This is a genomic window from Mesorhizobium sp. GW821-FHT07A06 (genome assembly GCF_059419085.1).
This window is the reverse complement of sequence record NZ_JBWKRC010000022.1, coordinates 1-22616: the sequence shown is the minus strand read 5'-3', so window position 1 is coordinate 22616 and position 22616 is coordinate 1. Positions and strand designations below refer to the sequence as shown.

19 protein-coding genes and 1 pseudogene are annotated in these 22616 nt (G+C 55.5%); 14 read left to right on the top strand and 6 right to left on the bottom strand.

Features of this window, described 5'->3' with window-relative positions; genetic code table 11:
* The first annotated feature begins 204 nt into the window (after positions 1 to 204).
* Positions 205 to 1464: an NAD(P)/FAD-dependent oxidoreductase gene (locus tag AC07SZ_RS35200; protein ID WP_494917846.1), complete on the top strand. Its 1260-nt coding sequence runs from the start codon at positions 205 to 207 to the stop codon at positions 1462 to 1464.
* Positions 1465 to 1702: 238 nt separating this feature from the next.
* Here AC07SZ_RS35200 and AC07SZ_RS35195 read toward each other — a convergent pair whose 3' ends face one another.
* Complete coding sequence (locus tag AC07SZ_RS35195) at positions 1703 to 2599, bottom strand: SMP-30/gluconolactonase/LRE family protein (RefSeq protein ID WP_494917845.1); 897 nt, start codon at positions 2597 to 2599, stop codon at positions 1703 to 1705.
* Positions 2600 to 2621: 22 nt separating this feature from the next.
* The gene (locus AC07SZ_RS35190; RefSeq protein ID WP_494917843.1) at positions 2622 to 3407 is read right to left on the bottom strand and encodes an SDR family NAD(P)-dependent oxidoreductase; all 786 of its coding nucleotides are present in this window, start codon (positions 3405 to 3407) and stop codon (positions 2622 to 2624) included.
* 371 nt (positions 3408 to 3778) lie between these two features.
* Here AC07SZ_RS35190 and AC07SZ_RS35185 point away from each other — a divergent pair.
* A pseudogene (locus tag AC07SZ_RS35185) lies at positions 3779 to 3995 on the top strand (ATP-binding protein); the annotation flags it as partial.
* Between the two features lie 117 nt (positions 3996 to 4112).
* Here AC07SZ_RS35185 and AC07SZ_RS35180 read toward each other — a convergent pair.
* Entirely contained in the window at positions 4113 to 4529 is a 417-nt protein-coding gene (locus tag AC07SZ_RS35180) for an IS66 family transposase (protein WP_494917842.1), read from the bottom strand.
* A gap of 126 nt (positions 4530 to 4655) precedes the next feature.
* The gene (locus AC07SZ_RS35175; RefSeq protein WP_494917841.1) at positions 4656 to 5357 is read right to left on the bottom strand and encodes a GntR family transcriptional regulator; all 702 of its coding nucleotides are present in this window, start codon (positions 5355 to 5357) and stop codon (positions 4656 to 4658) included.
* Positions 5358 to 5563: 206 nt separating this feature from the next.
* On the opposite strand from AC07SZ_RS35175, the gene AC07SZ_RS35170 reads away from it, so the two are divergent.
* The 12 genes from AC07SZ_RS35170 (at position 5564) to AC07SZ_RS35115 (ending at position 18977) form a co-directional block, all read left to right on the top strand.
* A complete protein-coding gene (locus AC07SZ_RS35170) occupies positions 5564 to 6448 on the top strand; it encodes a substrate-binding periplasmic protein (RefSeq protein WP_494917840.1) in 885 nt (294 codons plus the stop codon).
* 128 nt (positions 6449 to 6576) lie between these two features.
* Complete coding sequence (locus tag AC07SZ_RS35165; protein WP_494917839.1) at positions 6577 to 7251, top strand: amino acid ABC transporter permease; 675 nt, start codon at positions 6577 to 6579, stop codon at positions 7249 to 7251.
* A 37-nt stretch (positions 7252 to 7288) separates the two neighbouring features.
* A complete protein-coding gene (locus AC07SZ_RS35160; RefSeq protein WP_494917838.1) occupies positions 7289 to 8083 on the top strand; it encodes an amino acid ABC transporter ATP-binding protein in 795 nt (264 codons plus the stop codon).
* Positions 8084 to 8223: 140 nt separating this feature from the next.
* Positions 8224 to 9894, top strand: a complete 1671-nt coding sequence (gene ilvD / locus AC07SZ_RS35155) for a dihydroxy-acid dehydratase (protein WP_494917837.1) — start codon at positions 8224 to 8226, stop codon at positions 9892 to 9894.
* Between the two features lie 111 nt (positions 9895 to 10005).
* Positions 10006 to 10791: an N-formylglutamate amidohydrolase gene (locus AC07SZ_RS35150; protein ID WP_494917836.1), complete on the top strand. Its 786-nt coding sequence runs from the start codon at positions 10006 to 10008 to the stop codon at positions 10789 to 10791.
* Between the two features lie 114 nt (positions 10792 to 10905).
* Complete coding sequence (locus tag AC07SZ_RS35145) at positions 10906 to 12273, top strand: glutamine synthetase family protein (protein WP_494917835.1); 1368 nt, start codon at positions 10906 to 10908, stop codon at positions 12271 to 12273.
* Between the two features lie 61 nt (positions 12274 to 12334).
* Complete coding sequence (locus AC07SZ_RS35140; protein WP_494917834.1) at positions 12335 to 13720, top strand: aldehyde dehydrogenase family protein; 1386 nt, start codon at positions 12335 to 12337, stop codon at positions 13718 to 13720.
* The gene (locus AC07SZ_RS35135) at positions 13717 to 14868 is read left to right on the top strand and encodes an iron-containing alcohol dehydrogenase (RefSeq protein WP_494917833.1); all 1152 of its coding nucleotides are present in this window, start codon (positions 13717 to 13719) and stop codon (positions 14866 to 14868) included. Before AC07SZ_RS35140 ends, AC07SZ_RS35135 begins: the two co-directional genes overlap by 4 nt.
* A gap of 323 nt (positions 14869 to 15191) precedes the next feature.
* Positions 15192 to 16178, top strand: coding sequence for a phosphotransferase (locus AC07SZ_RS35130; protein ID WP_494917832.1), 987 nt, complete (start codon positions 15192 to 15194; stop codon positions 16176 to 16178).
* Between the two features lie 331 nt (positions 16179 to 16509).
* On the top strand, positions 16510 to 17286 hold the full coding sequence (locus AC07SZ_RS35125) for a DeoR/GlpR family DNA-binding transcription regulator (protein ID WP_494917831.1): 777 nt from the start codon (positions 16510 to 16512) through the stop codon (positions 17284 to 17286).
* A gap of 966 nt (positions 17287 to 18252) precedes the next feature.
* Complete coding sequence (locus AC07SZ_RS35120; protein ID WP_494917830.1) at positions 18253 to 18558, top strand: hypothetical protein; 306 nt, start codon at positions 18253 to 18255, stop codon at positions 18556 to 18558.
* On the top strand, positions 18555 to 18977 hold the full coding sequence (locus tag AC07SZ_RS35115) for a hypothetical protein (protein WP_494917829.1): 423 nt from the start codon (positions 18555 to 18557) through the stop codon (positions 18975 to 18977). The genes AC07SZ_RS35120 and AC07SZ_RS35115 overlap by 4 nt, the downstream gene beginning before the upstream one ends.
* On the opposite strand, the gene AC07SZ_RS35110 is transcribed toward AC07SZ_RS35115, so the two are convergent.
* Together AC07SZ_RS35110 and AC07SZ_RS35105 are read right to left on the bottom strand one after the other, a co-directional pair.
* Positions 18974 to 21943, bottom strand: coding sequence for a Tn3 family transposase (locus AC07SZ_RS35110; RefSeq protein WP_003501156.1), 2970 nt, complete (start codon positions 21941 to 21943; stop codon positions 18974 to 18976). The two genes, AC07SZ_RS35115 and AC07SZ_RS35110, sit on opposite strands and share 4 nt — an antisense overlap.
* Before the next feature lie 16 nt (positions 21944 to 21959).
* Positions 21960 to 22616 (bottom strand): recombinase family protein (locus AC07SZ_RS35105; protein ID WP_494917828.1); only part of this gene is annotated, 657 nt, incomplete at its 5' end.

Here is a 22616-nt window from a genome sequence, read left to right as displayed (position 1 = left end):
TCATTCACGATAGGCGCTGACGATATGACTGAATGGCGATGCGCCGCAACTGCTTTTTTTGTAAACGGGCAGAAATGCCAAAAAATTTGCACGAAATAGAAGCAGATAGGGCTTGCCTGAGACGCATATGCGGTCAATATTTGGCTGTAATGTGCCCGCTTCGGTTTTCAGGCGGGCGGAAGCTTCTTACTGGTGTGAACCAAAGTGGATGGGCAATACAACGTTCGTGATGTCGACCTGATCGTCGTCGGCGCAGGTGCAGTCGGCGTGGCTTGCGCTCTTTGGCTACGCGCTCAGGGATGCGACGTGGTTATTCTTGACGGAGAAGCTATCGGATCAGGCGCATCTTTCGGCAATGCCTGCACGCTCGCTGAGTATGCTGTAACGCCAGTAGCGCAGCCATCGATTATTTCGAAAATACCGAGGCTGCTCCTCTCACGTAATTCTCCCTTTACACTCAAGTGGGGCTGCTTGCCTGCGTTGAGCCCCTGGCTTATGCGCTTTCTAGCGCAGTGCACGGAATGGCATTACATCCGCAATTCTCAGGCCCTTGCATTGATGGCCGCCAACGCCATGTCTAGCTATGACGCGCTTCTACGGAGCAACCCGAACGCCAGAGCTATGATAACTGAGATGGGTTGCATCTATTCTTACGCCACCAAAGCTGGTCTGGCGGCGGCTCATTCTGATATAGAACTGCGCTGGCGCCTCGGCATAAGCCAGGAATTAATCAATTCCGATCAAATGGCCGAGCTGGAGCCTGCGATGGCCGGCAGGAGTGCCGGCGGTATTTTCTTTCCCAGATCCCGCCATCTTTCAGATCCGCAGGCCTTCGTCCAGGCTCTTGCCGAGCCACTTGTGAATGAGGGGAGAGTACACGCTAGTTCAGGGGCGAAGATAATTTCGGATCGGAAAAATATGAGAGTGCTATGCGACGATGGCACTGAATGGCGATCTCGAAATGTGGTGATTGCGGCAGGCGCTTGGTCGGCTCTTCTGGCCCGGCAAGTGGGAGACAGAATTCCCTTAATTGCAGAAAGAGGATACCATCTAGAGTTCTCTCTATCGTCGCAATTGCTGAGTCGCCCCACCTGCTTGGTCGAGAGCGGTTTCTACATGACGCCTCGCCCAGGCAACAAAATCAGAGCCGCAGGAACGATCGAACTCAGTTCTTTGAAGGCGCCGTTCAATATCAACCGTGCCGCTTATATTGAACGTCAATTTAGAGGTCGTATGGGCGTAACGGACCCGGTTACCAGTTCATGGCTCGGTATGAGGCCTACCCTACCTGATTATCTTCCGGTGATTGGTCGCTCACCAATCGAGCCACGAGTCGTTTACGCTTTTGGCCATCAACACGTCGGCATGACAATGGCTGCCGTCACAGGACAGGTTGTCGCCGGCCTTCTAAACGGCGAAGTGCCGGAATGGTTGAATGCATTTTCACCGGCACGTTTTGCTTAAGGTGGTTGATCGAGGGAGACGGTCGACCTTTCGAAACGGTCGAAACGGTTGACGAGCCCCTTGTCGGTTGACTTGCCCGATCGGGAAAAGTCGAGGAGGTTTTCCTTTTTGGTAGGCCCGGATCCAGGTCGCGCGATACGACCTTACGCACCTTCCGCGATCCTCACTACGCTCTCACCCGATAGTGTAGTCGTGGAAAGAACGCGCACCCAGCGCGCGCAACTGATGAGCTTACAAATTATCCGCCGAAGCGAACTTCTGCCACTCCAGGAACATCAACCTTTGTTTTGAAAATACCGCCGCTTAGAGGCTCTGCGGCCCTCTGCTCAGGAGTCATTTGATACCAAGCAGTCGTAATAAACATATCGTTGTAAGTGTCCCCGCCGAACCCCACGCAACTAACCTGGCTGACCGGGACATCCACATGACGGTCAACACGCCCCTCCTTGTTAAACCTGGACACGCGAGCCCCCCCCCAGCGGGCGTTCCACAAAAATCCTTCGGAATCGATAACTGACCCATCTGGAAGGCCTGGCTCCCCGTCTCCATCGGTGAATACGCGACCATTGCTCACCTTTCCGGTAGAAACGTCATAATCAAACATCATTATATTACCCGTAGGCATGTCAGTAAAGTACATCGTCGCCCCATCCAAGCTAAAGCAGATACTGTTTCCAATACTCACATTGCTGATAATTTTTTCTACAGATAGGTCAGGATCAAGCCTGTAGACAGCACTTATGGCAGGCCGCCCTTCGGCGTCACAAATGCCCCCGGCGACAAATCGCCCCTGCCTGTCGCATCTACCGTCGTTAAGTCTTGTGCTCCTAAGGTCGCGCTCAACCAAAGCCACACTTCTAAAGCTCTGGAACCCCGCATCTATTAATGCAAAACCACTGGCAGTTGCCAGAGCAAAGCCACCAGCCGTTCTAATACAGAATGATCCCACTTTTTCATCAAATTTCACACAGGTCGGGGCCGCACCATCCTTAGACTGCCATATCTCACCTTCATGAATGTTAACCCAGAGCAATCGGCGCTCCTTAGCATCCCAGATAATTCCTTCTGCAAGCTCTTGTTTGCAATCGAAGAGTAAGTCCGCTTTCATTATGGCGCCCTCAGATATTATTTTCATACCTCTATTGTATAGAACAAAACTAACTAGTGAGCGCGCCGCCATTCACGTTTACGGCTTCTCCGGTAATAAAACTGGAAGCGCCTGACAGCAAAAACGCAACGATTCCAGCGACATCATCGGGTAGTTCAAGCCGCCCTAAAGGCGTAAGTCCAACGTATTCGTCCAAAACCTCACGCGCGGCCTTGCCGCGCAAAAGCGCTTCCCACTCGACTTCGCGGTCAAGCATTGCGGTTTTTACGAACCCAGGGCATACGGCATTCACTCGAATGCCGTATTCGGCCATTTCGCGAGACAGTGACTGAGTCCACCCCAAGATCGCAAACTTGCTTGCGCAATAGTGGGCCAATAGCGGAAAGCCTTGCTTGGAACAGATGGACGCGGTATTGCATATGACACCTGCAATTTTCTTATCGATAAAATATCTACAAGCTGCTTGATTTGTTAGGAAAACACCTCGCGCATTGACGTCAAAGCAATTGTTCCATTGATCATCAGTGATATCTGTTGCGCGACTCATCGAAGAAACACCAGCATTGGCGACCACGAAATCAAAGCTACCCAAGCCCGCAACCACTTTGGCCATACCGACCTTAACGCTTTCCCGGTTTGATACATCCATTTCGACAGCAATTGCACCGGCGCCCAGCCGCGCCGCCGCCTCTTCAGCTTTGTCGCGATCAATGTCTGCTACAGCCACCCGCACTCCATGTTCGGTCAGAAGCTGTGATATTGCATAACCTATGCCCGTAGCGGCACCAGTCACAACTGCGGATTTTCCAGCCAGATCGTCGCCTATTTTTGCCAAGCTAGTACCCACACCCTTCTAAAATGAGCTACCGTTGACCGCCTATCGGGCGGCATATGCCACATATATCAGCCACGTAGTGACTGAATGTCAAATTATTTGTGGCTTTCGGTCGATTTTCGTCGACCGACCGGCTGGCGCGCTGAGCTCGCAATCTCTTCGATATGCTGCCGCTGGGATCGCACACACAGTGTCGCGAGCAGGCCAAACTGTGGCACAGCGCTCCTTCGTCCAACCTGTCGACTGTATGCTGAAGCTTGGACGGCCTGAGGCGGCCAATCTGCGTAACAAGCCAACCAAACTCCTTTCCAGACGATGGCCCGTCCGCAGTGCTGTGACATCGTAATCTGCAGGTGACACGGCAGATGGTTCGGTCCACGCACATCACTGCAAACCAGCCCTTCGGCGAATGGGGCAAGTTTCCCCTATCTCGCCATAACGCTCAGCGCCGTCGACCGCCTCGCCCACTACGCCACCATCTTCGAGTTGAATGTCGAGAGCTCTCGGCGGCGCGAGGCCATCGAACGAATACGAGGCCCCGGACGCTCCGCGTCATACGCAACGGCAGCAAACGTCGCTCCTGATTGACCCGCGGCGACAATCAAACTGTCAAACCCCTTACGCGAGACGATGAATGGCGCAATTATGACTACCGCCGCGACTAAGATTCTCATCCAGATTGTCGAGTGCTCCTCTCCCAAATTGTCACGCTACAAGCTTTGTCTTCTGGCTGATCAGCTCGAGCTCTTCGCTAAGCCAGGCTCGAGATCGACGAAGATCGGACGGCTCTTGTCCTGGCGAGTGGCACGGCGCTGCTCGGCGGGTCGTCCTGTAGAATTCAGGAACCCGCCGGAGCGCCTCGCTGGCGATCGGCGCGGGACCGGCCGTGGCGAGTTCCTGGAAGCGCCAGCGCACATGTGTCCAGCAGGACGCGAGCACGAAGCCGCGCTTGGCTGCGCGCACGCAATAGCCGCCATATCCATCGATCTCCAGGGTTCCGGCAAAGACCGCGACTTTTTCGGCCCACGACCCAATGGGCTGGAGATATCCTGCCCTTTGGATCGCCAGCCTGCTCGTTCTCGCTGGCCGGCGATAGTGCTTACTCTCTTCATCCGAATCCACTTATGCCGTCGCTGCCGCGACGCCCATGTCGGTCGCTGGCGCGGTGGGTGCCGGCCAGAGCCTGCCGATCTTGCCAAGGCGGCCCGCACTCTTCGGCCTGCCGTCTGCAAGCTTTAGCATAGTACCTTAAATCGTCATGGGACGATCCGCTGCCGCAATCGTAATGCCGCTGCCACGCTCCAAATGAGATTGGAGCTTGCGCCCGTCGACAAGATTGTGAACTTCTGACAATCGACCAGCTGCCTCCACATCTCCACTTAGGATAGCTCGAGTTATTGCAGTGTGTTGACTTATCACAATTTCAACTTCCTCAAACAAAGGATCCAAAGCCGTAATATACATCCTGATCTGTGGCTCAATTAAATTATACTGAGAGGTGAGCCTTTGATTTCCTGCCATGAGCACGATTTGCCTATGGAAGCGATAGTCCTCCGCAGAAATTTTTACCCAATCTTCTTGCTGACAGGCGTTGACAAGGTTTTCTAAGGCCTTTTCAAGGTAGCCGTATTTCGTTTGATCGATGTTTTCCGAGACAAGTCTAGCTGCGAGTCGCTCTAAGGCAGACCGTAACGTGTACAGCTCCCATACATCCTCAGCGGACAGAGATTGCACAGACCAGCCAGCATAACGTTTCAGAACTGTCAGCCCTTCGACCGAGAGCTGTTGCAAAGCGCTGCGAACTGTAGACCTAGACACGTCCATCTCCTTTGAGAGTTCGTCCTCGGTAATTCTTGCCCCCTGCGGGATTGCGCCGGCGATGATGGCTTCGCGCAGAGTGTGCAGGACTTGCATGTCTGCAGGGACTTTTTTGACTCTTGCCAACTTCATAGCGTCGGATCCAATTCCAAATGCCAACTACGGCGGTTTACCACTTTTCCGCTGATCTTCAACGTGCTCAAGTTCGCTCCTCATCCCAGGAGGAATTCCTGTATGGCACAGATTGACTATCGTCGACAATCGACTATAACCGATGATCTGACGCGTCCCATGGCTTTGGGGTTTCGTCAGAGGCGAATTGTCACAAGGGGAACAATATGAAACGCTTTGCAAGCACGTCACGTACCTTGATGCTGATAGCAACCGCGGCGCTGTCAATCACTTCGAGCCATTCATTCGCGGGAGTCGATGAGTACGGCGCGAGCGGTACCATTCCTGGAGTCCAGTTCACCGGCGGTGACGGGTCTTACGAGCGCGCGGTAAAGGACGGCATTACGATCGCAATCTGCTCGGACTTCCCGTTCAACTATCAGGATGAGAAGACAAAACAACCGGCCGGTATGGATGTTGAAATTCTTAAGGAAGTCGCGCGCCGCCTTGGCATCACAAACCTCAAATGGGAGCTGATGCCTATCGACAGCGTTATCCCGGCGCTGGTTTCGAAGCGCGTCGACCTTATCGGCGACAATCTGCACGAAAATCCGAAGCGTCTTGAAGTCGTTTCATTCACATCTCCTGCGTATTTCTACGGCGGCGCCTTCGCGACCCAAAAGGGGAACCCGCCTGGCATATCGGATTGGGCGTCGCTTGCCGGCAAAAACGTCGGGGTATACCGGGGCAGCATCTATCAGTCTATGCTGGAAGGTAGGAAAGATTTAGGGTCTTTACAGCTTTACACCACCAGTGATGCCGTTATGGCCGATCTCTCAGCTGGCCGCGTTGATGCCATTCTTGATGACGACATGAAGATTCTGGCGTACATCGCCAAGAATCCCGCCCTCTCTATCGAACTCTCCAACCTCGCCATACCTGCTGATGTGCAGCTCGGATACGCGCGTTACGTGGTGCGAAAGGGTGATGTCGATCTCAATTGGGCAGTTTCGCGAGCAATTGACGAAATGAGAGCGGATGGCACAATCGCGAAAATGCTGCCCATGGTCGGTCTTCCGACCCGAAACCTTTTCAACTTCCCCCTTAAATAAGCTCGGCGCCGCGCGACTTTACATACCCACGCGGTGGCAGCGAGGTGGCAGAAAGTTTTCACCTTGGTGTCGCCGCTCGGTATAATCAGAGAGTGCACTCGATCACTTTACTCTGAGGGAAAAATACCTTGCAGAACCTCTCAAACTACTTCGACTTTTCGGATTCTTGGGAATATATCCCTGATATCCTGCATGGCGCTTTAGTGACTGTTCAACTAACGGTTTTGGTAACGCTCCTTTCTCTCGCGTTTGGGATGTTCGTTGCACTATGTCGGCTCAGCCCCTTTCTTCTCGTAAGATTTTTGAGCGGCGCGTACGTCGAGGTTGCGCGCGGAACGCCCCTCATCCTGCAGCTCTTTTACGTCTACTTCGTGCTTCCGGCGTTTGGGATTTCCATCCCGGCTTTTACGGCGGCGACGCTTGCTCTGACGCTGAACTATACCGCCTATATTTCTGAGGTCTACCGTGCAGGGATCCTGGCTATACCCAGAGGACAAACCGAGGCTGCAACGGCATTGGGTCTTTCCCGCGCGTCAACGATGCGCTTTGTCATAATTCCTCAAGCCATCTACGTAGTAATACCGCCGCTTGGGAATTATTTTATAGCCTTGTTCAAGGATACTGCACTGGCATCGACCGTTACAGTTCACGAAATGATGTTCGCCGGCCAGGTTACGGCGGCTTCTAATTTCAAGTATTTCACCGTTTATACGATCGTGGGAGGGATTTATTTCGCGCTGTCATATCCAGCGTCACTGTTCGTGCAGGCTTTGGAGCGTCGCGTGAACCGATCCCCTCGTTGATCAAATGCGCGGGCTTCGTAAAAACAGGAATCAGGGAATGTCCGGCAATATGTCAAAGGCATCTGAGAAAAGTTCCAGCCAGCAAGGACAGACAGACGTGCTCGCGGTTCAAATGCTGAGCGTTGGAAAATGGTACGGACCTCATCACGTATTGAAGAACGTATCGCTCACGATTGCCGCCGGCGAAAAGGTTGTCATTTGCGGACCGTCCGGCTCTGGCAAATCAACGCTCATACGCTGCATAAATCGATTGGAGAAGCATCAGGAGGGCCGGATTGTCGTTGATGGAATTGAACTCAAAGATGATCGAAAATCGCTCGAGGCGGTTCGCGGCGATGTCGGAATGGTGTTTCAATCATTCAACCTTTTCCCCCACCTGACGGTTTTACAGAACTGCATGCTCGCTCCGATGAGGGTGAGAGGCGCAACCAGAGAAGCGGCCGCCGAGTTGGCTCGATACTTTTTGGACCGGGTGAAGATCCCCGAACAAGCCCATAAGTACCCCGGTCAACTTTCTGGCGGACAACAGCAGCGCGTAGCGATCGCTCGCGCGATGTGCATGAAACCGAGGATAATGCTTTTCGATGAGCCGACGTCTGCGCTTGATCCTGAAATGATCAAGGAAGTACTTGATACGATGATGGAGCTTGCAGACAGCGGAATGACTATGATTTGCGTAACCCACGAAATGGGTTTTGCACAGCGCGTAGCAGACCGAGTCATCTTCATGGACGGTGGCGAAATTATCGAGGAGGGGCCTCCTTCTGAAATTTTCGGTCTGCCTAAAACGGCTCGACTGAAGCTTTTCCTGAGCCAGATCTTGGGGCACTGACACACATCACCGGTTCAATAAGTACCATTCATTGGTGCTAAGCAAAAACTATTCTAACCGAGACGCGAATGAGGTGCGATTTGATCGCATCTGCCGCCTTTCGCTGCCTTGGAAAATGACCATGAAAGGAAGACGCACAAATGAGCGACGAGAAGACGAGTTTCCAAAAGAAAAACGAGCGAAGCGCTCTTCGGTACGGGGGAAATGATCGCGCTTTTGCCCGGTCATGGTTTGAGGGCTCTGGCTATACGAAGGCTGAATTGGAGCAGCCTCTGATCGCGGTCATTAATACTTGGACCGAGATCGGGCCCGAAGGTATTCACCTGCGCCATGTTGCTGAGCGTGTGAAGGCCGGGATACGCGCGGCCGGCGGATCGCCGATGGAATTCAACATCATACATGCGACGGATTGCCTTGCTGAGGCGAGCGCTGGCATGCGCTATGTGCTTCCCTCCCGAGATCTAGTCGCGGATTCAGTTGAGGCTATGTTGGAAGCCCATGGATTCGACGCGGCAGTTCTTATCCCTGCTGGTGACAAGGCCACTCCCGGTATGCTGATGGGCGCCCTGCGCGTCAACATACCGGTTGCGTATCTCTACAGTGGCTCAACAGAAGTTGGCCTGCTTGGTGATCGCCAGATCTCATGGGAGACGGTGTTCGAGGCGATCGGTGAGCGACACCTCAATCAAATCGACGATGATGAGCTTTCGGCCTTGGAAGCAGCCCAGATGCCGGGCCCAGGTTGCGGCGCAAGTGCTTATACCGGCAACACCATGGCCATGGTGGCGGAAACGCTCGGTCTGGCCTTGTCTGGTTCTTCGACAGCGGTGGCTGGTTCCGCAGAACATCTACGATTTGCCTACGACACCGGTTTGGCCGTCATGAAGGCCCTCGAAGACGGTCTGATGATCAAGGATCTGATAACCACAGAATCGCTTTGCAACGCCGCGCGGGTAGCGCTGTCCGTTTGCGGTTCAACCAATGTCGCCCTTCATCTGCCCGCCATTGCCAATGAAGCTGGGGTAAAATTCGATTGGACGATGTTCGACGAACTTTCGAGATCCACCCCCACGTTGGTGATGCTGCGGCCTTCCGGGGTTATTTCTGTGCCGGAATTCCATCGCGCCGGGGGCGTGCAACGGGTGATCGAAAATCTAGGTAAATTGATAATTGACACACCCACAATCGCACCCCGCAAAGCTCGGACCGGTGTGCCGAGCAACGCTGACTCGCTCATCATGTCTCCCGAAAATGCACATGCTTCCACCGGTGGCTTGCGTGTCCTGTACGGCTCCCTGGCGCCAAGTGGCTCAATCATCAAGGCTGGAGGCGTGGCCAAGAACCTGTTGAACCATGTTGGGCCAGCACGGGTTTTTGAATGTGAGGAGGACGCCATCACGTCGCTCTATTCGAATTCTATAAGGCCTGGAGACGTAATCGTAATCCGCAATGAGGGGCCAAGAGGCGGACCTGGTATGCGCGAGATGTTGGGAGCGACTGCCGCTCTCATCGGAATGGGTCTCTCCAAAACCGTCGCCCTGGTGACCGATGGCCGGTTTTCGGGGGCCTCGCATGGTGCGGCTGTTGGCTATGTCTGTCCCGAGGCGGCATCCGGGGGACCAATCGGACTTGTTCGGGATGGAGATCAGATTTCGATCGACATCCAACAGGGAAGACTTGATTTGAATGTCCCGGTAGACGAGCTAACGAAGCGAGTTCGTGTCGTAGCTTCCAGAGCGCCAGAGCGAGGCCTTTTGGCACGGTATGGCCGGTCTGCGGGCGAGGCCTGCGACGGGGCCGTTGTCAAATGACGCTTCAATATTCGGATCAAGATCTACTTGGCTCAAATCACGGCCGGTTAGGATTCGAAAGGCTGGCACCGTTGTTACGCTGAAAAACCCGAAACTATCAGGATCCCAAAATTGAACACAATCCTTTCGCCCCTGGAGGGTAACCCTGTTGGCTTCGACAACAGTCGTGGCCAAAGCCAGGTTCTTTTGATTTGTGAACATGCATCTCGCAAAATTCCGGAGAAGCTCGGAGCCCTCGGCTTAGATGAGCTGGTGCTTGAAAGTCACGTAGCGTGGGATCCGGGAGCCTTATCCGTCGCACGCCTAATGGCGAAAGCCTTGGATGCCCCACTGATATACCAGAGGTTCTCGAGACTCGCGTATGATTGCAATCGACCGCCGGAATCACCATCCGCTATGCCAATCAAAAGCGAGATCTACAGCATACCCGGCAATGAGAACCTGTCAGAGCAAGAGCGCCAGCAACGAACCGAGGGGATTTACATTCCATTCAAAACCGCGCTGGCCAGCTTGATTGCAAGCAGATCTGAGATGGGTCAGCCTCCCGTTCTTGTGACCATCCACAGCTTTACACCCGTATATTTTGGAAGGTCCCGTTCAGTAGAGATCGGTATCCTCCATGATTCCGACGCCAGACTTGCTGACTATATGTTGCAAATGTCTTCTCTATTGGGTCGTTTTGTGGTCCGGCGAAACGAACCGTACGGCCCGAATGACGGGGTCACTCATACATTGAAAGAACATGCGCTGCCGCGAGGGTTGCTGAACGTCATGATCGAAGTTCGCAACGACTTGATATCTGATGAGCTTGGACAGGTGGCGGTGTCCGAATTTCTCGTCGAATTGCTCCTGAGAAGCCTTCGTAGCGCTGTTGAGGAGACGGCGAGCACCTCGTGAACATCCTGCTCGAGTGTCCGTCAGAGAAGGATCCGGGACAGCTTAGTTCTACCTAGCGGGCCTCCGGCGTCGGCATGAATAAAGAATCATCATATGAAAATCGGGAAAATAAAAATGCCTGCAGTATATTCGTTCGGTGAACTGAGGAAAGAAGTCGAGGAGGGGAGGATCGATACTGTTCTCGCCGTATTGGTGGATATGCAAGGGCGCCTCATGGGTAAGCGCTTTCATGCCCAATTCTTTATTGAAGCAGGTTTCGAGGAAACGCATAGCTGCAACTATCTTTTAGCCACCGATATCGAAATGCAGACCGTTCCTGGATACGTGTCGACGAGCTGGGAGAAGGGCTACGGCGACTACACCATGAAGCCGGATCTCTCAACGCTACGCAGGATCCCATGGTTGGAAGGTACAGCACTCGTGCTGTGTGACGTGCTCGATCAAAACACTCACGAGGAAGTTCCACACTCGCCGCGCGCAATCCTTAAGAAGCAGATCGCTCGCCTTGAAGCGATGGGCCTAAAGGCGTTCATGGCGACAGAGCTCGAATTTTTTCTGTTCAATCAGACGTACGATGATGCTCGTGAAGGGGGATATCGTGGCCTAAAGCCGGTCAGCGGTTACAATCAGGATTATCATATCTTTCAAACGTCAAAGGATGAGGATGTGATGCGAGCTATACGCAACGGCCTTCAGGCCTCCGGGATTCCGGTAGAGAATTCGAAGGGCGAAGCGTCGCCGGGCCAAGAAGAAATCAATGTGCGCTACGCCGAGGCCCTTACTATGGCCGATCGGCACGTCATTATTAAGAATGGCTCCAAGGAAATTGCCTGGGCTCGGGGACGATCCATCACTTTCCTTGCAAAGTGGGATTCGGCCGCGGCGGGGTCATCGTCCCACATACATCAATCTCTTTGGAGTTTGGCTGGTGAACCGCTTTTTTACGATCCTGCCGGGCGGTTTGGAATGTCGAAACTTATGCAGCACTATGTGGCCGGTCTGCTCGCGCATGCCAGTGATTTCACGTACTTCCTAGCGCCGTACGTAAATTCCTACAAGCGCTTCGTCGCCGGGACTTTTGCGCCAACCAAAGCTATATGGTCCAAGGATAATCGCACTGCAGGCTACAGGCTCTGTGGTGAAAATACCAAGGGTATACGGATCGAATGCCGCGTCGGTGGATCCGATCTTAACCCGTATCTGGCCATGGCCGCACTCATTGCGGCAGGGATCGACGGGATCGAGAATAAGCTGGAGCTGGAAGAACCCTTCACCGGTGACGCGTATCGCGATCGTCAGGCACGCGAAATACCCAATACCTTGCGACAGTCGGCTCGTCAGCTGGACAACTCGACGTTTCTTCGGGCGGCATTGGGTGACGATGTAGTCAACCACTATGTGCGCGCGGCAACCTGGGAACAGGAAGAATACGATCGCCAAATCACCGATTGGGAAATTGCCCGAGGCTTTGAACGGGCGTGAAGCCGCTTGGCCGACACATACTGAAACCCTTTTTGATTCACATCGACGCAGGATGAAAACCATGTCGACGATCCAATGCATATCGCCCGTCGATGGATCCGTTTACGCGGAGCGTCGGGCGCTCTCGCTAGATGCAGCTAAGGAAGCCGTGGTGCGTGCGCGCAGCGCGCAGAAGGCATGGGCAAAGCGCCCGCTGGAAGACCGTGTTCAATTGGTACTGAAGGGTGTTGCGCGTCTCAACGAGATGTCCGATGTCGTCGTGCCGGAGATTGCCTGGCAGATGGGCCGCCCGATCCGTTACGGCGGCGAATACAAGGGCTTCAACGAGCGCTCCAATTACGTGGCGTCGATTGCTGCCGATGCGCTGGCGCCGCTGATCGTCGAGGAGAGCGACAAGTTCGAGCGCCGCATCGAGCGCGAAGCGCATGGCGTCGTCTTCGTCGTGGCACCCTGGAACTATCCCTACATGACGGCGATCAACACCATCGCTCCGGCGCTGATGGCCGGCAATACCGTCGTCCTCAAGCATGCCTCGCAGACGCTGCTCGTCGGTGAGCGCCTGGTTCAGGCCTTCGTCGAGGCGGGCGTTCCGGAGGATGTGTTTCAGAATGTGTTCCTGGATCATCAGACGACCTCGGCGCTGATCGCAGCAGGAAGCGTCAACTTCGTCAACTTCACCGGTTCGGTCGAAGGCGGGCGTTCGATGGAACGGGCTGCTGCAGGCACCTTCACCGGTCTCGGCCTCGAGCTCGGCGGCAAGGATCCGGGCTATGTCATGGAAGATGCCGATCTCGACGCGGCAGTCGACACGCTGATGGACGGCGCGACCTACAATTCGGGGCAGTGCTGCTGCGGCATCGAGCGCATCTATGTGCACGAGTCGATCTACGACAACTTTGTCGAGAAGTCAGTTGCCTGGGTTTCGAATTACAAGCTCGGCAATCCGCTCGATCCGGAAACCTCGCTCGGCCCGATGGCGCACAAGCGCTTTGCCAATGTGGTGCGCGAGCAGATCGCCGACGCTGTTGCCAAGGGTGCGAAAGGGCTCGTCGATCCGACGCTCTTCCCGCAGGATGACGGCGGCGCCTATCTCGCGCCTCAGATTCTCGTCAATGTCGATCATTCGATGGCCTTCATGCGGGAAGAAACCTTCGGCCCCGCCGTTGGCATCATGAAGGTCAAGTCCGACGAGGAAGCGCTGGGGCTGATGAATGACAGCCAGTACGGGCTGACGGCTTCGCTCTGGACCAAGGATGCCGAGCGGGCAGCGCGGCTTGGTCGCGAAATCGAAACCGGCACCGTGTTCATGAATCGCGCCGACTATCTCGATCCGGCGCTTTGCTGGACCGGCGTCAAGGAAACCGGCCGCGGCGGCTCGCTGTCAATCATCGGCTTCCAGAACCTGACACGTCCGAAATCCTATCATCTGAAGAAAGTCACAGCATGAGCAGCAACATCACAGCCAACTGGAGCTATCCGACAGCCGTCAAGCTCGGCCCCAGCCGCATCAAGGGGCTCGCGGACGCCTGCAAAAGCCTCGGCATGGAGAAGCCGCTCCTAGTCACCGATCGCGGCCTCGCTTCCATGGCAATCACCAAGACGGCGCTCGACATTCTCGAGCAAGCCGGCCTCGGCCGTGCCATATTTGCCGATGTCGATCCGAACCCGAACGAGAAGAACCTGGAGGCCGGTGTGAGGGCCTTCAAGGATGGCGGCCATGACGGCGTCGTCGCCTTCGGCGGCGGCTCGGGCCTCGATCTCGGCAAGTGCGTGGCCTTCATGGCCGGACAGACCCGTCCGGTCTGGGATTTCGAGGATATCGACGACTGGTGGACACGCGCCAGCATCGAAGGCATCGCACCGATCGTGGCGGTGCCGACGACGGCTGGCACCGGCTCTGAAGTCGGCCGCGCCAGCGTCATTACCAATTCCGAAACGCATGTGAAGAAGATCATCTTCCATCCGAAGTTCCTGCCGGGCGTTGTGATTGCCGATCCGGAACTGACTGTCGGCATGCCGAAGATCATCACCGCCGGTACCGGCATGGATGCGTTTGCCCATTGCCTGGAAGCCTATTCCTCGCCCTTCTACCACCCGATGTCGGCTGGTATCGCGCTTGAGGGCATGCGTCTCGTCAAGGAATACCTGCCGCGCGCCTACAAGGACGGCACGGATCTTGAAGCACGCACCAACATGATGTCGGCCGCCGCCATGGGCGCCGTCGCGTTCCAGAAGGGCCTCGGCGCCATCCACGCGTTGTCGCACCCGATCGGTGCCGTCTATAACACTCATCACGGAATGACCAATGCCGTTGTGATGCCTGCAGTTCTGCGCTTCAACCGCAAGGCGATTGAGGAGAAGTTCGGTCGTGCTGCCGCCTATCTCGGCATCTCCGGCGGATTTGACGGCTTCTACAACTACGTGCTGCAGCTGCGCTCGGAGCTCGGCGTGCCGGAAAGCCTCACGGCAATGGGAATCGCTCCGAACCGGATCGACGAACTCTCGGCCATGGCGATCAAAGACCCGAGTGCCGGCGGCAATCCGGTTGCGATGACACTCGAGAATACCAAGGTGCTTTTCGCGGACTGCTTCTAAGTTTACAAGGCGGACCAACCAGCTGATAGCCGCCCACGCGCGAGATCTCTCGGGCGCGCTCAACGAGCATCGTGTGAAACTTTATCCAACTGGTTCGACAATCGCTGGCTACTTGAGCCCACGGCAACGTCCTGCCGGCCGAAGCCGACGACTGCGACTACGCCATGCCCGAACACCCAGCCATGGCGGTGTGACTAACCGAAACGGGCTGCGACAAACCCCCTGGGCGGTTCTATGAATTGACATTCCCACCCTTGATATCTAGCGTTATCAGATTGCGTTTGAGGCGTAGCATTCGGTTTCTATGCTTCGAGTAGTGCTCTGTGAGAGAAGCGTTTGAATTGCCTTGGCAAGCGGTGGGTATCAGTGAGCTAGCTGTGACCGCGGAAGACCGAATATACGATCCTGGGTTGGACCTATCAGCTGCTTTAGCCAAAATTGCGAACTGGGAAGGGCGCGTTTTGCGATGTGTGCCTCTGTTAGGGGGTATTACGAATGTTAATTGGCGGGTCGAAATTGCGGGTGAGCAAAACGATTTTTTTGTGAAGCTCCCAGGTTATGGGACGGAAAAATTCATTAATCGACATATTGCGATTGAAAACGGCAAGCGGGCTCACTCATTGGGCATCGGCCCGCGTGTCTATGAATATGGTGCGAAATGGGGCATCGAGGTTAGTGAGTTTCTGATTGATCGCCGACCGTGCTCTATCGCGGATTTTTTGCGCCCTGAAATCAGAGCTGGAGCAGTCGAGACATACCAGACATTGCACGCCTCCGCTGCCATGTCGAACACTAATACCGTATTCGACATGATCGATTTTTATATCGATTGGGTAGGCCAGATAGATAGTAATAAGTTGATAAAGTACAACTTGGCTCTTATGAAATATTATGATGCTCGCAGAAAGATTGAGGCTTGCGGTTTGGATATAGTACCATGTTTCAATGACCCTATGCCGGGCAATTTTATGCTAGGCGGCGACAATTCAATAATGTTTATTGATTACGAATATTCTTCCAACAACGACAGATGTTACGACTTGGGCGGATTCGCGTCAGAAATGTTGTTCTCGGAAGAAATTCAAAACGAGCTTATAGAAATGTACTTCGGTAGCGTTTTGCCAAGTACACTGGGGCGCGTCGGCGTCTATCGTGCTATTGCTGATCTTAAATGGTCACTCTGGGCTTTGATACAAGATAATATCAGTAAGATAGGTTTTGACTTCAGGAGTTATGCATTTTTCAAACTGAGTCGAGCCGAGCGGCATATGGAAAGTGATCGATGGGAAGGGTACGTCAGCATGATTTGATGAATAGACTTTCGGCTTTCTTACTCAGGGCGTTTGACGATGTGCGGTGGTTGCGCGACTCCTTTGCCGAATGATCCGAACTTTTCTTGGGATTGTCATCACCGGTATTGATTCCCCACTCATCAATTTCTAGCCATTGCCTCGTTGGCCGGACCGCCGCGAACGCAGGATTGGGCAAACAAATTTCATGCTTGGCAGATTGCGATTTCCCCTCCACGGTGTGCAGACTGGGCACCCGATTGAGCGAGGACAAGCAGTCCCTCGCTTTATTCCAGAGAATTGAGTCCTTCTTCCAATTCGAATTTAACTCATCAAAGGGGCCTGACTGAGCATGCGGCCAGACAAGCGTAGAGCAGCTATTGCGCAGCGGGTTCGCGCTGCGGGGAAGGTTACGGTTGAAGAACTCGCGTTAGAGTTGGATACTTCACGCGAAACAATTCGGCGCGACCTAACTGAGCTAGCTATGGAGGGCAAGCTTCGTAAATTTCACGGCGGAGCCACGACGCCTGACTCCCATATGGAGGCGGCATTCGCCAATCGGCTTAATGAAAATTACCGTGAAAAAAGAGTGGTCGCTGAGCTAGCGAAGGGATTATTCAAAGAGGGCGACGCCATCTTTATGGATAACGGCACCACAACCTTGGCTGTTGCCGAGGAGCTCGCGTCCTCGCCGAGAATGACTGTGATCACAAATTCGTTCCTAATCGCTCAAACGCTGTCGAAAGGAAATTCTGACCATAAAGTTTTCGTTGTTGGTGGCGAGTACTCGTCGGATTCCGCTGAGACTAGTGGACCACTGGTTGTTGCGCAACTGAGGGAGTTCAATGTAGATGGAGCGGTAATAACAGTAGGTTCTATAAATGCAAAGGGAATAATGGATTTCGAATCAAGACATGCGGAGATAGCAAGAACGATGATTCAGCAAGCTAGTTTTGTAACAATTGTTGCAGATGGGTCAAAGTTTACAAAATCGGCAGTTTTTAAAATTTGCGATCTTGATGAAATCGATCGTATTGTCGTTAACATTAAGCCGGAAGGCGCGATAGAAAAGGCGCTCACGGCAGCACGCATCGAGATAATTTCACCAATCTCGCAGTCGTCAAAATAGCCGTGAGCATACGGAGTGCACAAGTGGTTCGCCCGCTATTTTTGATCGGTCGCCCTCCGAATTGGCTATCTAGCACTCAAGGTCGAAATACTGCGGCTGTTGTATCCGTAATGGCCGGCTTCGTCACTCGGTTGAAGCATCCATGGGGCGTCTGAGTAGTAACGGACCAGAAAATCACATGAGGGCTTCATGGCTGATTGGTGTCGGCGTCCGATGGATCGCGCAGTGGCCTATAAGTCCTCTCGTGCGACGGAATCCGGCAGCTTGAAGGCATATCGGTCCAGCATGTTGATATGTTTGAACCCGAGGGGCGACAGGCGATTTACGTCTTCGGGTTTGACAGGGTTGCCTTCGCGCACGAGCCGACCGAGGGCCATCGGCGATGGCGATCGTGTTCCGGAGCACGACAACGTTGACCATGATTCCTAGCGGGCCGAGCTGATCGTCCTGGCCCTCGCGGTAATGCTGGCTCGGCTCTTCACGCTCTCCATGGAACCATGGAAGTTGGTCCGGGCGAGGTCGCGACGTCCTTCTCCGCAATTGAGCTGAATTTGGATACGCCGTCGATAGCTCTCGCAACCGTCTTATCAGGCGGCCTAGTTCGTAGCGCGCGCGTGCAAGCCGTGTCGGGCTGTCGTTAGACGCCCAGCACATTCATGCCAGGATGGATAGATCTGCCTCCCCTCCCCGCCCCATAGATGGCAATCGTGCTGGAAAGCACGAAGCGGAGAGGTATCCATGACCCGGCACTGTACCGATCTGGCTGACGAGCCGTCGTGCTTGCGGAAATAGCTGAGGCAATGGGCGAAGGATCAGTCGGCATGGCGGCATTGGCCCAGCGTCGGACTCCTTCGGGTGGTCCCTGAGATTGACAAGCGCATTGATCGATGACGGTCCGCCGAGCATGCGCCCGCGCCGAACCGAATGTGGTTCAGGTGAACGCAAAGGCTCGCTTGGCGTTGCTCCGTGTCGTTGCCGACCTTCGACCAGGACAATTACGAAAGTGGCGGCCGCCCCCAGGGCTTTGGTGGGATCGAGGTCGTCCGCGAAATTCAGATGGCCGGCGTCCGGTGCAAGATTGTGGTCATAACCGGCTACGAGGTATTTCCCAAGGGTGATGGCGGGCAATTGAACATTGGGCAGCTGAAGGACGATCTCGACGGCGAATTTAAGGATCTGGTGGTCGGCGTTCTGCACTACAACTCCGCCGTGGACGAGTGGAAGACCAGTCTCCTCGGAATTTTTGCGGAAATCGGAGTGGTGCTGAAATGAAGATGCTGATCGTAGACGATGCGCCAAGAACGTATTCAAAACTCATTGAGCGCCTTGAGGGCGAAGGATTTGAGCGCGGTGACGTCACCATCGTCACTTCGGCTCAGGGTGCGCAGACGCAGCTGGACAGCGGCAATTGGGACCTTCTAGTCATGGATATCCTCCTGCCGCTTCGGGAAGAGGACGAGCCAGACGCCCGACACTCGATCGACCTGATTACCGAAATTGTCGAGTCCAGCACAATAGCGCGGCCCAAATATCTGGTAGGCATCACGGCCGATCCCAACGCGGCGCGGTCTGCCTCTCCGATCTTCAGCGAGCAGCTCTGGACGATCGTGCGGTACACTGAGACTGATGAAGAGTGGCTAGCGCAGATCGTTAAGGGGCTCCGTGGGCATTTCTACATTAATACACGCTAAGGGAATTTGAAGTTGTTTGGATTGAAGCGGTTAGCCCGGATTGGCCTGAAGCGTTCGAGGGGTCGGTCAATTTCGTTCCAGAGGTAGTCGCCGGTGAGCGCGATATGCGCCCATGGTAGTGGTGCGACCTGGGAGAGCAGCTCGTCCGGAATGATAATACCCTGACTGCTGATATAATCGACAGCACGGCTGAGATAGACAGTGTTCCACAGGATGATGGCGTTGACGACGAGGTTAAGACCGGACGCGCGGTAAGCCATGGTTTCGGCGACGCGGTTGCGCAATTCGCCGAGCTGGTGGAGGAAGATGGCGCGTGCGAGAGCATGACGGCTTTCACCCTTGTTGAGGATCGCATGCGATCTGCGGCGCAGTTTCGTATCGAGCAGCCAGTCGCAGATGAAGATCGAGCGTTCTATCCGGCCCATTTCGCGCAGGGCCTGGTTCAGCCGGTTTTGTCGCGGCGACGCTGCCAGCTTCTTGAGGATGACGGAAGGCGGCACCAAACCTGCAGCGATCGAAGCCTTCAGCCGCAAGACCTCATCCCAGTGGTGCTCGACGACATCCATGTTGACGGTTCCAGCGATCAGCGCGTCGAGCGGTTCGTAAGCCGGATCGCGATCAATGACAAAGAGCCTGCGATTGCCGAGATTGCGGATACGGGGAATGAGCCTGTAGCCAAAGGCGTGGAACATGGAGAACGTCGTTTCGGTGGCGCCAGCGGTATCGGTTGCGTGCTCATAGATTTCGACGGAGCTTTCGTTGTGAAGGAGGCCGTCGAGAACGTAGGGGGCTTCGCCCTCGGATGCCTGGATCATGCGGGAGAAGAAGGAAGCAAAACGGTTGGACAGGAAGCCATAGATCGACGCCCCCGGTCGCTTGCCGTATTTTGCATTGTAGTCGAGGCTGGCTTCGCCACGCCCGCCAGCCGGAAAGAACTGTCCGTCCGAGGAGGAGATATGGCCGTCACCCCAGATCGCGGCAAAGGGATGGGCCTGCTGCGCATCGACCAGCACGGCGGTCGCCGTGGCGTAGGTTTCCGATCGCATATGCCTGTCCACCATCAGCATCATCTGGTGGATCGTGACGCCGCGTGAGCTTTCCGCCATACGTTCGGCTCCGGCATTGGTGGCGTCGGCAAGGATCGCTGCCATCAGCGCTGCCTCGTCGTTTGCCGTCTCACCGGTACGATAATGCGTGAAGCTGTCGAGGAATTTGGTCCAGCTTTGCACCTCGGCAAGCAGGCTGGTGATCCTGATCCGTGGCACCAGAACATATAGTCGGCGGCTGAGCGCGACGATGCTGTCGCGCTCCTCCTCGCGGATCGGCGAGATCGACAGGCCCTTGTCGGAAATCGCTGCATCCGGAATAGCATTGGCAGCCGCCGCCTTTGCCAGCTCTTTCAGCTTCGCATCGAGCGTGGCGGTCCGTTCTGCTCGCCATTCGGCAAAGCTGTCGGGGAGTGCGAGCCCGAGCCGCCCCTCGGCGCGCATCAGCTCGAAGATCGGCCGAGGCAGAAGATAATCCTCGAAACTGCGCCATGCCCGGCTGCCTTCGACCCAGATGTCACCGGCCCTCAGACGCTCTCGCAGGTGAACGAGGACCGCCACTTCCCAGGCGCGCAGGTCGATATCGGCACTGTTCGGGCGCACGCAGCGTCGCCATTTGCGGGTCAGAAAGGCGAGCGGCACCTGCGCCGGCAATTTCCGGCCGCCATAGAGCGCGCGCAGATGGTCCACTGCTACAAGGATCGGATCATCAGCACGAAACGACCGGAACGAGAACGTGCGGAACATCAGTCTGCCCAGCTTGCGCAACGATTTGTGCCGCTTGATGAGCTCGTCGAATTCGTTACTGCGATCAGGGTGGACGACAGATCTGGCTGCCGCCATGCTGGCGACCAATCCGTCCCAGCCGAGGGAGGCTGCGATCGCCGATGCAAGATCGGTTTTGCTCGCACGAGCGGCCAGAAGCGCCTCGCCGAGCTTGAGATGCTCAAGCGCCACCCCATCAAGAACCTCGGCCTCTTTTAGCCGGCGTTCCGTGCGGCTGATCTCGGCCTTGCGGCGGTTGCTCCCAATCATTTTGCAGAACATGTCGATCGTCAGGTCGGTGATCGACGCCTGTCTCTCGATGACGAAGGCGGCCAGCGTGGCGTAGCGACGTTCGGATGTCAGGCGTCGTATCTCCCGGGCATGCAGAATGCGTGCATCCCTGGCGATGATGCCGTAGCGATTGGCATGGATCGTCTTGCGACGGTCGTCGGGAATGGCGGCTGAGCGCAATACCTCGAGGCGGGCGATCAAGCCTTTGAGGTTCTTCAGCTTCGCCCCTTCAGGTGCTTCCGCAATCCAGCCAAGGTGGCTCCGATCGCCGGCCCGCTCAGCGAGGAGCTGATCAAGCGCCTCGATCGAAGGCTGCTCCAGATCCCGGATCAATTCGCGATAGGCTTGTCGACGCGCCGCCGCCCGGCCGGCCAGTGCCAGACGGATCAGCAGCTCCGGCATAGGAACGAGCAACTTTCGTTCCTTCAAGGCTTCGATCACGGCCTTGGCGATCGGCGCACCTTGTTCAGTGGCCGCCGCCTCGCGTGCCGCCGCCGTTATCAACTCGCGATAGTCACTCGTCCGGACAGGCTGAAGCTCCAGTGCAGAGACGATCTCGCGCGCGTGTTCCCGGCGCGTTTCGTCGCGCTGGGCGTAGAACTCGAACACTGCAGGGTCGATGCCCAGCTGGTCGGCGACAACAGAGACAACCGCCTGAGGTGGAACTTCGCCTATTCGCAGCAGACGGCCCAGATCACGCACCAGTGCGAGTTGGATCGCAAAGCCAAGCCGATTATGCGACCGGCGATGCTCCTTGACGAAGACAATATCCTCGGAAGTCAGTGCATAGCGCGCTTGCGCATCTTCATAAGCTTCGGGTGGTTCGAATAAAACGGCACGCGATTGCTCATCGAGAAACGCCATCAGCCACGGTCACTCGTCAAACTACGGTTTCGGGCGTGCCGGTCTTGCCGGGGCCTGTCCATCCAGTCCGCTTCAACGTGTCGATCAAGGTCGAGCGCGCCACCTTGAACGTCCGGCACACGGACGCCTTGCTGGCGCCAGCTTCCAAAGCAGCTAGAACCTGCTCGACCTTTTCCGCATCGATCGTTGGAGGTCTCCCGCCCTTACGGCCACGTCGGCGAGCCGCCGCCAGGCCGGCATTGACCCGCTCGGTGATCAGCACTCTCTCGTATTCTGCAAGCGAGCCGAACAGGTTGAACAGAAACGCGCCGTGCGAATTCGTGGTGTCGATCGCCTCCGTGAGAGATCGGAAGGCGACACCACGTTCCTTCAAATCCTCGACGATGCGGATCAAGTGGGAGAGTGACCGGCCTAACCGATCTATCTTCCAGACGACCAGGACATCGCCTTCGCGCAATTCGCCGAGGCATGCCTTCAGACCCGGCCGGTCATCACGCGCTCCGGAAGCGCGATCCTGATGGAGATGGCGCTCATCGACCCCGGCCGCGAGCAGGGCATCGCGCTGCAAGGCAACCGACTGGCGCTCGTCACTACTCGGCCCGGTCGGCCCGAAGCTGCGATTTTGGCCAAGTTGAAGAACGTTGTGGGAACGCGGCGACCGTTGTTGACGGCG